13 protein-coding genes are annotated in these 14531 nt (G+C 40.3%); 7 read left to right on the top strand and 6 right to left on the bottom strand.

Annotated features, from left to right (window positions below):
- Nucleotides 1-13: 13 nt before the first annotated feature.
- The 3 genes from KK487_RS07215 (at nt 14) to KK487_RS07205 (ending at nt 4355) form a co-directional block, all read left to right on the top strand.
- The gene (locus KK487_RS07215) at nt 14-2092 is read left to right on the top strand and encodes a M13 family metallopeptidase (RefSeq protein WP_096038408.1); all 2079 of its coding nucleotides are present in this window, start codon (nt 14-16) and stop codon (nt 2090-2092) included.
- A 198-nt stretch (nt 2093-2290) separates the two neighbouring features.
- Nucleotides 2291-3004, top strand: a complete 714-nt coding sequence (locus KK487_RS07210) for a YebC/PmpR family DNA-binding transcriptional regulator (protein WP_013464827.1) — start codon at nt 2291-2293, stop codon at nt 3002-3004.
- Between the two features lie 73 nt (nt 3005-3077).
- Entirely contained in the window at nt 3078-4355 is a 1278-nt protein-coding gene (locus KK487_RS07205; RefSeq protein ID WP_028835314.1) for a protein kinase, read from the top strand.
- A 46-nt stretch (nt 4356-4401) separates the two neighbouring features.
- Here the strand turns inward: KK487_RS07205 and KK487_RS07200 are convergent, their stop codons facing one another.
- Nucleotides 4402-5526 carry a sterol desaturase family protein gene (locus KK487_RS07200; RefSeq protein ID WP_081875112.1) on the bottom strand — a complete coding sequence of 375 codons (1125 nt, stop codon included), beginning with the start codon at nt 5524-5526 and terminating at the stop codon, nt 4402-4404.
- A gap of 224 nt (nt 5527-5750) precedes the next feature.
- On the opposite strand from KK487_RS07200, the gene KK487_RS07195 reads away from it, so the two are divergent.
- The 3 genes from KK487_RS07195 (at nt 5751) to KK487_RS07185 (ending at nt 6999) form a co-directional block, all read left to right on the top strand.
- Nucleotides 5751-5933 carry a hypothetical protein gene (locus tag KK487_RS07195; protein WP_036956428.1) on the top strand — a complete coding sequence of 61 codons (183 nt, stop codon included), beginning with the start codon at nt 5751-5753 and terminating at the stop codon, nt 5931-5933.
- 9 nt (nt 5934-5942) lie between these two features.
- Nucleotides 5943-6305: a hypothetical protein gene (locus KK487_RS07190; RefSeq protein WP_036956427.1), complete on the top strand. Its 363-nt coding sequence runs from the start codon at nt 5943-5945 to the stop codon at nt 6303-6305.
- Between the two features lie 184 nt (nt 6306-6489).
- Nucleotides 6490-6999 carry a hypothetical protein gene (locus KK487_RS07185; protein ID WP_036956425.1) on the top strand — a complete coding sequence of 170 codons (510 nt, stop codon included), beginning with the start codon at nt 6490-6492 and terminating at the stop codon, nt 6997-6999.
- 283 nt (nt 7000-7282) lie between these two features.
- Here the strand turns inward: KK487_RS07185 and gap are convergent, their stop codons facing one another.
- The 5 genes from gap to glk all read right to left on the bottom strand — a co-directional run bounded on the left by gap (nt 7283) and on the right by glk (nt 13182).
- Nucleotides 7283-8287: a type I glyceraldehyde-3-phosphate dehydrogenase gene (gene gap, locus KK487_RS07180; RefSeq protein ID WP_013464824.1), complete on the bottom strand. Its 1005-nt coding sequence runs from the start codon at nt 8285-8287 to the stop codon at nt 7283-7285.
- The gene (gene eda / locus KK487_RS07175) at nt 8284-8916 is read right to left on the bottom strand and encodes a bifunctional 4-hydroxy-2-oxoglutarate aldolase/2-dehydro-3-deoxy-phosphogluconate aldolase (protein WP_013464823.1); all 633 of its coding nucleotides are present in this window, start codon (nt 8914-8916) and stop codon (nt 8284-8286) included. The genes gap and eda overlap by 4 nt, the downstream gene beginning before the upstream one ends.
- Before the next feature lie 33 nt (nt 8917-8949).
- Nucleotides 8950-10800 (bottom strand): phosphogluconate dehydratase, encoded by a 1851-nt coding sequence (gene edd, locus KK487_RS07170; RefSeq protein WP_013464822.1) that lies wholly within the window; start codon nt 10798-10800, stop codon nt 8950-8952.
- Between the two features lie 340 nt (nt 10801-11140).
- Nucleotides 11141-12154 carry a LacI family DNA-binding transcriptional regulator gene (locus KK487_RS07165; protein WP_008110549.1) on the bottom strand — a complete coding sequence of 338 codons (1014 nt, stop codon included), beginning with the start codon at nt 12152-12154 and terminating at the stop codon, nt 11141-11143.
- A gap of 29 nt (nt 12155-12183) precedes the next feature.
- Complete coding sequence (glk, locus tag KK487_RS07160) at nt 12184-13182, bottom strand: glucokinase (protein WP_013464821.1); 999 nt, start codon at nt 13180-13182, stop codon at nt 12184-12186.
- Between the two features lie 291 nt (nt 13183-13473).
- On the opposite strand from glk, the gene KK487_RS07155 reads away from it, so the two are divergent.
- On the top strand, nt 13474-14490 hold the full coding sequence (locus tag KK487_RS07155; RefSeq protein WP_013464820.1) for a LacI family DNA-binding transcriptional regulator: 1017 nt from the start codon (nt 13474-13476) through the stop codon (nt 14488-14490).
- Nucleotides 14491-14531: the final 41 nt, after the last annotated feature.

Here is a 14531-nt window from a genome sequence, read left to right as displayed (position 1 = left end):
ATAGGGGAAAGTAATGAAAAAAAGTTTAATTGCAGCGGCACTCGCCGCTACATTTATTACCGGCTGTTCAGAGCCACAAACTACAAAAACTGAGCAAGTCGCAGCAGTCGCTGAAAAACCACAAGCAACTGAGCAAGCTGAATTAGGCACTTTTGGGGTTGATTTAACTGCCCGCAATGAAGCTGTAAAACCAGGCGATGACTTTTTTATGTATGCCAGCGGTTCATGGTACGACAACTACGAAATGCCAGCAGATAAAACACGCTATGGTGCGTTTTCTGCGTTAGCTGAACGCAGTGAAGAGCGTGTAAAAGAAATTATTGAAGATATTGCAGCACGTGAAAATTTAAATGCAGAAGAGCAACTAGTTGCTGATTTTTATAATTCGTACATGGATACCGACACGCTAAATAAGCTCGGTGTGACTCCCATTAAGCCATTGCTTAACGATATTAACGCTGTCGACTCAACTGATGACTTAGCAAAAATCTTTGGTAATTCATGGCTCACTGGTGTTAGCGCCCCAATTGGTGGTGGTATGTGGTTTAACCGCTTAGATCCTAATAAATACGAAATGTCGTTAGGTGCTGGTGGTTTAGGCTTACCTGATCGTTCATATTACCTTGAAGATGCAGAGCGTTTTGTCAAAACTCGTGAAGCGTATGTTGCACATATTGCCGACATGCTTAAATTTGCTGGTGTTGAAAATACCACTGAACGTGCACAAGCAATTTTAGCGCTAGAGACAAAAATTGCAGAAGGTCATTGGCCACGTGAAAAACGCCGTAATCGTGACATAACGTTAAACCAAATAAAACGCGACGAGTTAAGTACTCAGTACCCTGGATTTAATTGGGATTTATACTTTGCGCAAACAGGTTACAAAGTACCGCAGCTAAACGTGTCGCAGCCTGAACCTGTAAAGGCCATGATTGATTTAATCAACAACGAAGATATAAGCGTATGGAAAGACTACCTAACATATCATGCAATTAATGGTAACGCTGGGCTGTTGTCAGAAGACATATTTAACACCAGCTTTGCTTTCTTTGGTAAAGAGTTAAATGGTCAGCAGGAGCCTCGTCCGCGCTGGAAACGTGCGATCAGCCAAATGTCAGGCACTAGTTCACTAGGCTTTGCGATTGGTAAAATTTATGTAGAACGTTATTTCCCTGAGTCATCAAAGCAACAAATGTCTGAGCTGGTTGAAAACTTACGCACAGCCCTTGGCGAGCGTATTGATAACCTAGATTGGATGGGCGCAGAAACAAAAGTGAATGCGCGTGCAAAATTAGCGGCGTTTGTGCCAAAAATTGGTTACCCAGATGAATGGCAATCTTACGAAGGCTTAAGCATTAGCAAAAATGATTTAATGGCTAATGTAAAAAATATGCGTGAGTTTTTCCAAGCCGATAGCGTTGAAAAAGAGCTGAAAAAGACCGACCGCAATCGCTGGGGTATGACACCACAACGTGTAAATGCTTATTACAATAGCTCATTTAATGAAATTGTATTTCCTGCCGCTATTTTACAACCGCCGTTTTTCGATCCAAATGCAGATCCTGCGGTAAACTACGGTGGTATTGGTGCCGTGATTGGCCACGAAATGGGCCATGGCTTTGATGACCAAGGGTCAAAATCAGATGCTAACGGCATACAACGTAACTGGTGGACTGACGAAGACCGTGCTGCTTTTGATGCTAAAGCCGACAAACTGGCGGCTCAGTACAGCAAATATGAGCCAATTCCGGGTAACTTTGTAAATGGCCGCAACAGCTTAGGTGAAAATATTGGTGATGTAGGTGGTTTAGCCATGGCTTATCATGCTTACAAACTAAGCCTAAATGGTAAAGAAGCCCCTGTGATTGATGGTGTAACCGGCGATCAACGTTTCTTCTTAGCGTGGGCACAAGTATGGAAAGAAAAACGTACTGAGCAAAGCATGTTAAACCAATTACGTGGCGGTACGCATGCGCCAGGTCGCTTTAGAGCACAAGCTCCTCGTAACCACGACGCTTGGTACAAAGCATTTGATGTAAAACCAGGTGATGAGTTGTACTTACCAGAAGACGAACGTGTTCGTATTTGGTAATACTCTGACAAACGTTCATCATTTGTAACGAATAAACAACCCGCTTCGGCGGGTTGTTTTATTTTCCATTCATAATAACTGTTTCCCCCGTTACTTAGTAATCAATCTCAATACTTACTAGCCCTGCCCGGCATTTACCTTTAGAATATGGGCTTGCAAATTTTTTCAATTATTTATACATATTAAGGCGAAACGCAGATGGGAAGAGCTTACCAAAACAAAAAAGATTCAATGGCTAAAACTGCGGGTGCTAAAACTAAAGTTTATTCAAAATACGGTAAAGAGATTTATATTTGTGCTAAAAACGGCGGTGTTGATCCAGACGGTAACCTAGCACTGCGTCGTTTAATTGAACGCGCTAAAAAAGACCAAGTACCGGCTCACGTAATTGAACGCGCCATTGATAAAGCCAAAGGCGGCGGCGGTGAAGACTATGCAGCTACGCGCTACGAAGGTTACGGCCCAGGTAATTGCATGATTATTGTTGACTGTTTAACCGACAACAACAAACGTACCTTTGCTGATGTACGTGTGTGTTTTACTAAAGCAAACGCTAAAATTGGCGCACAAAACTCGGTATCACACTTATTTGATCACCTTGCTATTTTTGTATTTGACGGTGACGACGATGAAACCGTTCTTGAAGCGCTAATGATGGCTGACGTTGATGTAACCGATGTAGAAGTAGAAAACGGTAAAGTAACCGTATTTGCTCCACACACTGAATACAACAATACGCGTACCGCACTTGAAGAAATGGGTGTGACAGAATTTGACGAAGACTTAATTGCCTTTGTACCCCAAGTAGAAGCCCCTATTGAAGGCGAAGATGTAGAAGTGATGGAACGCTTTTTAGCCATGCTTGAAGATTGTGACGACGTACAAAACGTGTACCACAACGCACAATTTTAAACATTAAAGCTTAATCGTGTTTAAAGGCCAACTTAGTTGGCCTTTTTGTTGATTTTAAAATGGATTATTAATTTTGAATACCCTTTCACAACTTCGCAGCGGCCAATTACTTGGTGCTAAACACCTACAATTAGTTGAAGCGCTAAGCCACTTTCCAGAGGAAATTTTTACCCTCGCGGATACCCTCGAAGTCTTGGATTTATCTAATAACAATTTATCTGATTTACCTGATGAATTTGCCTGCTTAACAAAATTAAAACGACTGTTTTTATCGTTTAATCAGTTTAAACATATACCTAAAATACTCGCTAAGTGCCCTGCTTTGATCATGGTTGCATTTAAAGGTAATTACATCACTGAATTTGCAGATCACTGCCTACCTAAAACGATTGAATGGCTTATTCTTACAGATAATAAAATAGCTAAGCTGCCTGCAACATTTGGCCAATACACTGCGCTTAAAAAGCTGGCATTGGCAGGTAATCAGCTTAATGAACTTCCAATAAGCATGGCAAATTGCCATAACCTAGAACTAGTTAGGCTCTCTGCAAATCAGTTAACTCAAATTGATGATTGGCTATTTGAACTACCAAAGCTGACTTGGCTTGCATTTGCAGGTAATTGCTTTAATAAATCACAGTGCCTTACCCAATCAAATTTAGCCAATAAACCACTGAGTGACTACTCGCTCAGTAAAGTAATAGGCCAAGGCGCATCAGGGATTATCCATCTTGCTTATTCAACGAATAAAGAGCCGGTTGCTGTTAAGTTATTTAAAGGGACTATTACAAGCGATGGTTATCCGCTGGATGAAGTTAATTGCTGCTTGCAAGCGCTTGAGCATCCAAACTTAATTAAAGTACTGGCTTACATTGAACAACAGCAACAGCTTGGTTTAGTGATGGAGTTAATTGATACAAGCTTTACAAATCTTGGTTTACCGCCGAGCCTTGATACCTGTACTCGAGATACATTTGAAAGCGATTGCCACTACTCTACCCAAGTAATTTATGCCATAGCGCAGCAAATGGTTAGCACTGTGGCCCACTTGCACCAGCACAATATAAGCCATGGTGATATATATGCGCACAATACCATGGTTGACCCGCACGCGCGTGTGCTGTTTGGGGATTTTGGCGCGGCCACTGATCTTACTATGCTCAGTGACTATCAACGTCAACAAATGCAGTTAATAGAAGTGCGTGCTTTAGGGTGTTTAATCGAGGATTTACTCACAACCTGCCAAGAACAAAGTGCTGAAGTAATGCACTTACAACATATTGCGCAGCAATGCATGAGCGAAAATATCGCACAGCGGCCAACACTTGGCGCATTAGCTGACTTTTTATAATGGTTATGCGGCCATTAATATTATGGCCGCAATCTAAAATTGAACACTATTTTTGTTTTTTAAACGGGTAAATTTGTTGCTTTAGCATACCTACAGGCATGTAATCACCCACAACCCCATATTCTTTGGGCCACTCTGCTTGCCCTTTTACTGCAGAGCCAAACAAGTAATCTAAAAACGAAAAATGGGCTGCATAATTTCTATCAATTGCGGCTTTATCGGATGCGTGATGCCAATGGTGAAACTGTGGTGTAACCATAAAATACTTTAACCACCCAAATTTTACATTTACGTTAGCGTGATTAAATACCGCTTGAAAGCCTACAATAATCACGTACAAACTAATAATTTGCTGTGAAAAACCCAGCACAAATATAGGCGTTAACACTAAACTACGGGTGATAAGTATTTCTAAAATATGCTGACGAGAGCCTGCGAGCCAATCCATTTCTTTGGCACTGTGATGGACACCATGAAATCGCCATAAAAAGGGGACTTCGTGATAAGCACGATGTGTCCAATACTGCATTAAATCAGCCACCAAAATAATTAAAAATAGCTGCAGTATAAACGGCATTTGCGCTATGTAACCTTGTAATGTGCTCGACACCGCCCAACCAAAACCATAATGCACAAAATGATTAGTAACCAGTAATACAAAGCCTACTATTAGATGATTGACAAAGAAATGGTTTAAATCGCCGCGCCATTCACTACGCAGTATTTTTTGCTCTTTTCGATGCGGAAGTAGTTTTTCAATTAAAATAAAAATTAAGGTTGAGCCTAATAAGTCTAATATAAACCAATCTAAGCCAATATAAGGGGTGTTATCGGCAAAGTCATTCACTTCAACATTCGGGCCGCCAAAGCCAATGGCCAGCAAAATAAAAAACCACGCAGTCGCCCCCAAGCGCTTATTGGTATTTCGTACAAAATTAAGTAACCCCAGGCTTCCTGAAATAATAAGGGCAACAAACATAAGTTGACGTAAAAACTCGACGCTATAACTTTTACGCAATTCTGGAGTCGTTAAATATTCAGGGAAGTGGAATGCAAGCACTCCCAAGCAACTTAATATTGCCAAAAAGCAAGCAATATAACCGCTGATATTACCATCACCAATTTGCAGGAGGCTGGTACGAAATAAGCGGCGGAGTATATGACTAAGTATTGAATTATCCTTTTTCAATTTTTCGCTAGAGATAGAATATTCGCTACTAAATGCTAAAATCCTAAGATTATTTTCCCTTACAAATAGAAACTACTCATTAATTACTACCATTCGGATATTTTGTACAAAAAAGTAGAGTAGTTGTTTTAATTTGATTTTGGCTGTTGACCTAACATGTATTATTAAGTAACATTTTTTTATATTATATTTTTAAAGGAATAAAAATGTCATCATCATTTTCTATTAGTAATCTTCCATACGATTTACCAAACAACTTAAATGAGCAACTCAGAATACTTTCAAATATAGTTAAAATACCTTTCTCCTTAGTCAAAGATGGTGGTCAAAATGAAGTGGAGGCTATATGTGGTGCAATTCTTTATAGGCACTTAGACCGTCATCAATAAATAGAAGCAATGACCTTAATTAGATCCGTACCAAATGGGGCGTTAAAAGCGAAGCTTATATCAATAGCTGTTGAGCCTACATTCGTTAATAAGGATTGGGGCATATGGTCTTTTACAACGGAAGAACTTATAGCTGATCAGTATTTTCATAGTCAAGTTGATAACTTTGCATCATATATTGGTGTTGGAGCCTCGGCCTTAAGTGGAAAGGATTTATTAGTAAAGCTTTGGAGTAATAGAAAAGTGACCAAAGGTGGAGTCGTTACTCTCGTCATTTGGGGTACTGTATTATTTAATAAATCAGAGCTATCAAAAGTAAATAATGAAATTCAACGTCGAAGCTCAATTAGAACAATAAATATTCAACCTTAATAATGAAAACTTTTACTGCTCACATACTATTAACATTTTGTATGACCATGTTGATGCTTCTAGCGTGGGATTTTACAATGAATAATCTCCAAGAAGACATTGTATTTTTTAGTTCGTTAGTGGTTATTTTTATTTACTTAAATTATCTGTCTTGTTTAAAGACAGAAGAGAATAAGCCAATAAAATGAGTGTAAGAATCCTAATAGCTTTATTTCTTAGCATTTTTTATCTCGATAATGCATACGCTAAATGTAACTTTAACTCTCACAAAGTACCTTTATATTCTGAACAAATAACTTCAGAAAAAACATCATATAATTTGAGTATTTGGCCATTAAGAGAAAATAGGCTTTTGGAAAGTGATATTGATCTTAGTAATAAACCAGTATCAATCTACAAAAGCATTTTAAATTCATATCAAAAAAACACTTTAGAAGATATGCTTTTTTATGAGACTGAAGTTATGACTGATATAAAAATATTACATGGACACCAAAGGATAATTAAAGCGGTATTTCAGCAAAGCGATACTTTCGATTTATTTTTAATTCAAATCAATAGCAACTTGAATAATTATTTTTTGAAAACAATTATATCGACAAATATCAAATCTGCGAATATATCAAAAGTTATGAATGAGTTAACCAAAATCTCAGCTCAAATTAAAAATGTTTGCGATAATAAAAATGAATAAACTACTTAATTTACTCATTTATCTATTTATATTTATTGCAATGACTTATCACTGGTTTTCATCTTCAGCTGATACTAGGCAAGCTATGTTTTATGGACTCGTAAGTGTATTTCCAATTTTAGTATGTCGAATTCTTTTTAAGATATGGAAAAAATAGCCTTATATATTTCTTTTTAGGTTTTAGCATTTATTCCTCTCAGCTTATATTTAGGTTCACGACAACAAAAAAAGCCACGCAATGCGTGGCTTGGCTGGATAAAGCTAAATTAACTACACGGAAAATTTATAAATAGGCACCCAGCGCTTTAACTTGATCTAACATGCGGTTTGAGAAACCCCATTCGTTGTCGTACCACGCCATTACTTTAACTAATTTACCATCAGCACGTGTTTGCGTTGCATCAAAAATAGATGAGGCTGGGTTATGGTTAAAGTCGATAGAAACAAGCGGCAGCTCGTTGTACTCTAAAATACCTTTCATTGGCCCTTCTGAGGCTGCTTTAACCACTTGGTTAATTTCTTCAATGCTTGTGTCACGTTTAGCAATAAACGTTAAATCAACTAACGACACATTAATTGTAGGTACACGTACCGCCATGCCATCTAATTTACCTGCCAGCTCAGGCAATACTAAACCAACCGCTTTTGCAGCGCCCGTTTTAGTTGGGATCATAGATTGAGTCGCACTACGCGCGCGGTATAAATCTGGGTGGTATACGTCGGATAAGTTTTGATCGTTGGTATAAGCGTGAATAGTAGTCATGCTACCTTGTTCAATCCCTACCGTATCGTTTATTGCTTTGGCAACTGGTGCTAAACAGTTAGTTGTACACGACGCGTTTGAGATGATATTGCTGTCAGCATTAATTACATCGCTGTTTACACCGTGCACTACGGTAGCATCCATATCTGTACCAGGTGCCGATACCACTACTTTTTTAGCACCCGCTTCAATATGCTTATTAGCCGCTTCGCGTGAAGTAAATAATCCCGTACATTCAAGTACGATATCAACGTTTAGCGCTTTCCACGGTAAGTTAGCAGGATCGCGTTCTTGCGTTAAGGTGATCACATCATCGCCAATTAACATGGTGTTGTCTTTAAGCGTTACTTGCTGTGAGAAACGACCATGTACTGAGTCAAACTGAGTCAGATGAGCATTTACATTGGCTGGGGCTAAATCGTTAATAGCCACAATTTTAATTTCATTATTTTGCGCTGATTCATACAGTGCACGTAATACATTACGACCAATTCGGCCGTAGCCATTAATTGCTACATTAATCATTTTTGACTCCTATTAACTTCACATGCTTGGCGAGCAAGCGTTTCAATAGCTTGCCAGTCTTTATTTTCAATAAGTTGCTTATCTAACATCCAGGTACCACCTACACAAATAACATTGTTAAGTGCTAAGTAATCAGGTGCGGTTGCTAAACTAATGCCACCGGTTGGACAAAAAGTAATATCAGGTAATGGGCCGCCAATAGATTTAAGCATGGCAGCACCGCCTGCAGCTTCTGCAGGAAAAAACTTTAAAAACTTAAAACCATGAGCAGCTAAGTTCATCACTTCGCTTGGGGTCGCTGCACCAGGTAAAAATGGAATAGTAGACTCTTTTGCCAGCGCTAATAACTCATCGCTAACACCTGGGCTTACCATAAAGTCAGCGCCCGCTTCTACTGATGCGTTAAAGCTTGCTTTATCAACCACAGTACCTGTACCAACATAAGCTTCGGGCACTTCTGCTTTCATTAGTTTTACAGCCTCAGCTGCAATGGGTGTACGCAGTGTAATTTCAAGTGCTTTTAGGCCACCGTTATATAACGCTCTTGCAAGTGGTGCTGCATCTTCTAATTTTTCGATTACCACCACTGGCACTACCGGTGCCGATGCTAAGATTTTTTCAATACTCATTACTTGTTCCTCATTACCCAATATGGCTAATTATTATTCAAGTCCAAAAGCACTTGCACCTAAATCGGCACTGCTTACTATGTTTCTAAATCCAGTAAATAATTCACGACCTGTACCAAACGTTTGGCTTGCTTGGCTAATTTGCGGCTCTCGTTTAGCAAGCTCTTCATCGCTAACATGCAGTTTTAAAATACCATTTGGCGCATCTAGAGTAACAATATCGCCTTCATGAATTTTAGCAATAATCCCACCTTCAACCGCTTCAGGTGCTAAATGGATTGCCGCTGGTACTTTGCCTGATGCGCCCGACATACGACCGTCGGTAACAATAGCCACTTTATAGCCCTGATCTTGTAATGTTGCCATTACCGGTGTGAGCTTATGAAGCTCAGGCATGCCTTTGGCTTTTGGCCCTTGCTCTTTAAGTACAGCAATAAAATCTTGGTTAAGTTCGCCACGGCTGTAGGCATCTTGTAACTCACCTTGTGAGCTAAATACTTTAGCCGGTGCCGACACCACTTGATGAGACTCTGCAACCGCAGAGACTTTAATAACCGCTTTACCTAAGTTACCCGTTAGTAGCTGTAAACCGCCTTGCTTACTAAATGGGTTACTTACTGGGCGAAGTACTTCTTCATCATGTGAGTTTTCTGGACACGCTACCCATTTAACTTTGCTTGGGCCGTTCGCATCACTCATAATCAAGTTATCGTCTTTATCGAGTAGTGGCTCACACATGTAAGGTGCAAGGCCTTCGCCTAAAATAGTGGTTACGTCTGTATGAAGGTAACCAGCACCTGCTAATTCACGCATTAAGAAGCCCATTCCACCGGCTGCTTGAAAGTGATTAACATCTGCAGAGCCATTAGGGTAAATACGCGTCAGTAATGGAACAACCGCTGATAAATCGGACATGTCTTTCCATGTAACTTGAATACCGGCCGCTTTAGCAATCGCCACAATATGGATTGCATGATTGGTTGAGCCACCTGTTGATAACAAGCCAACTAAGCCGTTAATAATGGTTTTTTCGCTGATCACATCCGCTAAACACGGGCCATCTTTGTTTTCAGTAAGCTGCTTAAGCATGGTTTCAACCGCATTACCGGTTAAGCCATCACGCAGTTCTGTGTATGGGTTTATAAACGAGCTACCTGGTAAGTGTAAGCCCATTATTTCCATCAGCATTTGATTTGAGTTAGCGGTACCATAAAACGTACAGGTACCCGCACTGTGGTAAGAAGCGCTTTCAGCTTCTAGTAGCTCTTCACGAGATACCAGTCCTTGTGCAAACTTTTGACGAACACGTGCTTTGTCTTTGTTTGGAATACCTGATTGCATAGGCCCTGCTGGTAAAAAATACACAGGTAAGTGACCAAATGATAAAGCACCAATTAATAGGCCTGGGACGATTTTGTCACATACGCCTAAACAAAACACACCATCAAACACGTCATGCGATAACGAAACCGCAGTAGACATAGCAATAACGTCACGAGAAAAAAGCGATAGCTCCATGCCATCACGCCCTTGCGTAACACCATCACACATCGCAGGTACACCGCCAGCAACTTGCGCGGTGGCGTCAAATTTAGTGGCAATGCTTTTAATTAAATCGGGGTATTCTTTGTAAGGCACATGTGCAGATAACATGTCGTTATATGAATTGATAATTGCAAGGTTTGGCACCTCGTCTGCTTTTAAACGCGCTTTGTCATCGCTGCTACACGCAGCCATTACATGAGCAATATTGCCACAGCCTAATCCAGCACGAACTCTTGTTTGTTTTTTTGCGTGCGAAATACGATCTAAATAGGCTTGACGGGTTTGTTTACTGCGCTCAATAACGCGTTCTGTGACTTCTTGAATTCGAGGGTGCAACATAATTTTACTCATCTCTATTCGTTAGAGGATAAAGGCTCAGTAACAATTATAGACTCCACGAAAATAACTGTACTGAGCATCTTTGACTTACCCGTTCAAAGGTACGCTACCAGGGAGCCTCTCACAACAACCCTGACACCGGTGTCAGGGTATTAACGCATGGCATTGACACCGGTGTCAACCCTGAGTCATAAAAATAGCCAATTTTTTTAACATGTACAATAAATAAACGTGAATTTTTAGTGAAATACCAGCAAGCAAATAATGAAAATTAAAAGTACAGACAAAAAAAAGCCCGAGTAAGCGTCACTCATACTCGGGCTACTGTGAAAAAAGGGTTTTATTTTACGGCTGCAGTTGACTCTCGCGTGATTAATTTAGCTTCTAAAATCACTTTATATGGCGACTCTTGCGGCTCAATAATATGGGTGATCAATTGCGTAACGGCTTGTTTTGTCATTTCTTCTACAGGTTGCGCTATGGTGGTCAGCCCAGGCCAAATGTGGCGCGCTATTGGTGCATTATCAAACCCAGCGATAGAAATATCATCAGGTACACGTAAGTTACGCTGCGTAGCTAATTTGAGCACTGCCGCTGCCATGTAGTCGTTTGATGCAAATACAGCAGTAGGACGTGGCGATAAATCTAAAATACTACGCGCACTGTCTACTCCTGAATGGTAACTAAAGTTACCCTCTTCAACTAAGCGTTCGTTAAATTCAATGCCATGAGTTGTTAATGCGCGCCTGTAACCTTTAAAACGCTGCTCAGTGGCACTGTGATCTGGGTGACCTTTAATAAACGCTATGGAGGTATGTCCAAGATTTATTAAATGCTCGGTAATTTCAAACGCCCCCTGCTCGTCATTGCTGGTCACAGAAATAGAATCATCATCTAAAATTGCAGAAGCGACTCGAGCATAAGGGATTTTTTTCGACTTTAAAAAATCTACCAACTCGCCAAAATCACAAAATGGCGGGGTTAATACTAAACCGTCAAGGCGTGATGACTGCAATAACTGCTCAATATTGTTAATGAGTGCATCGCCCCTGAGCTCACAAGGATGAATAAGCAAGTTATAGTTGTTCTCTTGGCAGGCAGCCAGTGCGCCTGTTTGCACACGGGTGATATAACTTTTACTAGGGTTATCGTAAATGCAACCAATGATAAAGCTGCGATTTTGTGCAAGGCCGCGTGCAATTGGGTTTGGGGTGTAATCTAGCTCTTTAAATACGGCTAACACTTTTTCGCGTGTAGCTGCACTGACATTAGGCTCATTATTGAGTACTCGCGATACGGTTTTTTTAGAAACACCTGCATGACTGGCAACGCTGTTTATAGTGACTTTTTTCATCTATTTATTTCCAAACCTATGCAAAGCGATTAATCCTGTTGGCTCGTATGCAAACACGCGGCAGCTCCAATTAATGGGATGTTGTCTTGTGTTACTAACGTCACCGGAATTTGACCTGTGTACTGCGACATAATACCTTTTTGCGAAAAGCGCTCAATAAAACGACTTTCAAGTAAACGAGCTTGCATGCGTGGTAAAATTCCACCGCCAATATAAAGGCCGCCTAAAGCGCCGTAGGCCAATGCTAAATCGCCCGCAACACTGCCAATCCAGTCACAAAATTGATTAAGCGTTGCATCACACACTTCACATTCACCGCTATTGGCTAAGCTGCTAATTTGTGCGGCATCTAAATTTTTTGCAGCCACCCCTTTAACCGCAGCCATGGCTTTATACAAATGAGCAATGCCAGGGCCCGAAAATACCGTTTCTACCGATACATGAGGGTGATCTTTTTTGAGTTCTTGAATAAGTTGACCGTCGAGTTGATTAACGGCTGCTAACGAAATATGCCCGCCTTCTGAACTCATCACCGCGCACGAATGTGCCGTTCTCACTAAGCACGCTGCACCAAAACCAGTGCCTGGGCCCATTACACCTATATTGGCAGACTCATCCGCTTGACCAGGTTTAACAGTGACATTTTGTGAAGGGTCTAAATACGGTGCTGCGTAGGCAAAAGCAGCAAAGTCATTTATAACGCTTAATTGAGCAAGGTCAAAGTGGTGTTTAAAATCATTAACGCTAAAGTGCCAACCTAAATTAGTTAAATGAACTTGCCCTGCATTTATAGGGCCTGCTACTGCAAGGCATGCGCGTTTAGGGGTTATATGAGACACTGTTGATAAGTAGTACTCGGTAGCACTTTCGAGCGATCCATAGTTAGCACTGGGAAACGTATGATTATGCTCAATGGTAAATTGATTACTTGATTCGTCGAAGCCAGTGATCAACGCAAAACGAGCATTTGTGCCGCCAATATCGGCAACCAGAATAGGATCAAAGTGTGTGCTAGAGTGTAAACCCATAGTGTTATCTCTTTTGTTTAAGTAATGAGTACTTATTATTTTAATGGGGTATCATTGATACTTATTTACTTTGAGCTATCACCTCAAAGCAGCTATCACTGTAAAAAAATGCTACCTTTAATAATAAAGGTAGCTAATACGTTTTGACAACAAAATGATAAAACGCCCTTATTGTGACACCGGTGTCATGAAAAAATCAATAAAAAAATGCCTTTATTGACAAATAAGCTTGAAAAAAATCACTAATAAACGAGAATATCCCCTTATTGTCCTCTTAAGTAAGTAATCGTGATGAAAGGTAAAGCCACCTCGTTTGATATAGCCCATTATGCTGGGGTGTCTCAATCTACAGTTTCCCGTGCTTTACGAAATAGTCCACTGGTAAATGACGAAACTCGAAGACGTGTTCACGATATTGCTAAAAAACTTAATTACAAAGTAGACAAAAACGCCAGTAACCTTCGCACTCAACAAAGCAGTACCCTAGCATTGCTGTTGTTTGAAGACCCGACCTCAGATGAATCACAAATCAATCCGTTTTTTTTAGCCATGCTGGGCAGTATTACCCGTGCCTGCGCAAAAGAAGGTTATGATCTACTTGTTTCATTTCAATCAGCCAGCGCTGATTGGCAAGCAGACTACGAAGACAGCCATCGAGCAGATGGAATAATCTTATTAGGCTATGGCGACTACATTGATTTTCAACCAAAATTTAATACCTTGCTTGAACAAAACACTAAATTTGTTTGCTGGGGAGCAAGCGTTGATAACCGCCCTGATTTAACCATAAGTTGCGATAATTATGGCGGTGGTAAACTTGCCGCTGAGCATTTACTGGCGCATAACCGAACTGATTGTGCATTTATTGGCGATGCCTCTGATCACAGCCCTGAGTTTTTTGCCCGTTTTAATGGCTTTAAAGACGAACTACAGCAAAACGGTGTCACCTTAAATGATCGTAAAATTGCCAATGCAATTTCTACCGAAGAATCTGGCTACCATGCTACTCGCTCTTTAATTGCTAATAACATTACTTTTAATGCACTTTTTGCTGCCAGCGATCTGATTGCTATAGGCGCAATACGGGCATTAAAAGAAGCCAATATTAACGTGCCAAAAGATGTAGCCGTAATAGGCTTTGATAATATTTCTATTGCCAGTTACATTAATCCGCCGCTGACAACCATAGAGCAAAACACCACTATAGCGGGGCAAATGTTAGTTGAAAACTTACTCAAATTAATTCGTGGTGAGCAAGTACAAAGCACCCTACTGCCCCCGCGTTTAATTGCGCGTGGCTCAAGTTAATACATTCAATAAAACCGCTTTTAAGAAGCAACAAAATTAAA

Source organism: Pseudoalteromonas sp. SiA1 (assembly GCF_018732205.1).
GTDB lineage: Bacteria > Pseudomonadota > Gammaproteobacteria > Enterobacterales > Alteromonadaceae > Pseudoalteromonas > Pseudoalteromonas tetraodonis.
This window is presented reverse-complemented; position numbering and strand designations above follow the sequence as displayed.

Bases quoted from the DNA above. Each gene is read 5' to 3' on its own strand.
- KK487_RS07185 (WP_036956425.1), top strand. From the start codon at position 6,490: ATGAGTGTAAGAATCCTAATAGCTTTATTTCTTAGCATTTTTTATCTC.
- gap (WP_013464824.1), bottom strand. From the start codon at position 8,287: ATGATTAATGTAGCAATTAATGGCTACGGCCGAATTGGTCGTAATGTA.
- KK487_RS07210 (WP_013464827.1), top strand. From the start codon at position 2,291: ATGGGAAGAGCTTACCAAAACAAAAAAGATTCAATGGCTAAAACTGCG.
- KK487_RS07195 (WP_036956428.1), top strand. From the start codon at position 5,751: ATGTCATCATCATTTTCTATTAGTAATCTTCCATACGATTTACCAAAC.
- KK487_RS07155 (WP_013464820.1), top strand. From the start codon at position 13,474: ATGAAAGGTAAAGCCACCTCGTTTGATATAGCCCATTATGCTGGGGTG.
- edd (WP_013464822.1), bottom strand. From the start codon at position 10,800: ATGTTGCACCCTCGAATTCAAGAAGTCACAGAACGCGTTATTGAGCGC.
- KK487_RS07190 (WP_036956427.1), top strand. From the start codon at position 5,943: ATGACCTTAATTAGATCCGTACCAAATGGGGCGTTAAAAGCGAAGCTT.
- glk (WP_013464821.1), bottom strand. From the start codon at position 13,182: ATGGGTTTACACTCTAGCACACACTTTGATCCTATTCTGGTTGCCGAT.
- KK487_RS07165 (WP_008110549.1), bottom strand. From the start codon at position 12,154: ATGAAAAAAGTCACTATAAACAGCGTTGCCAGTCATGCAGGTGTTTCT.
- KK487_RS07215 (WP_096038408.1), top strand. From the start codon at position 14: ATGAAAAAAAGTTTAATTGCAGCGGCACTCGCCGCTACATTTATTACC.
- eda (WP_013464823.1), bottom strand. From the start codon at position 8,916: ATGAGTATTGAAAAAATCTTAGCATCGGCACCGGTAGTGCCAGTGGTG.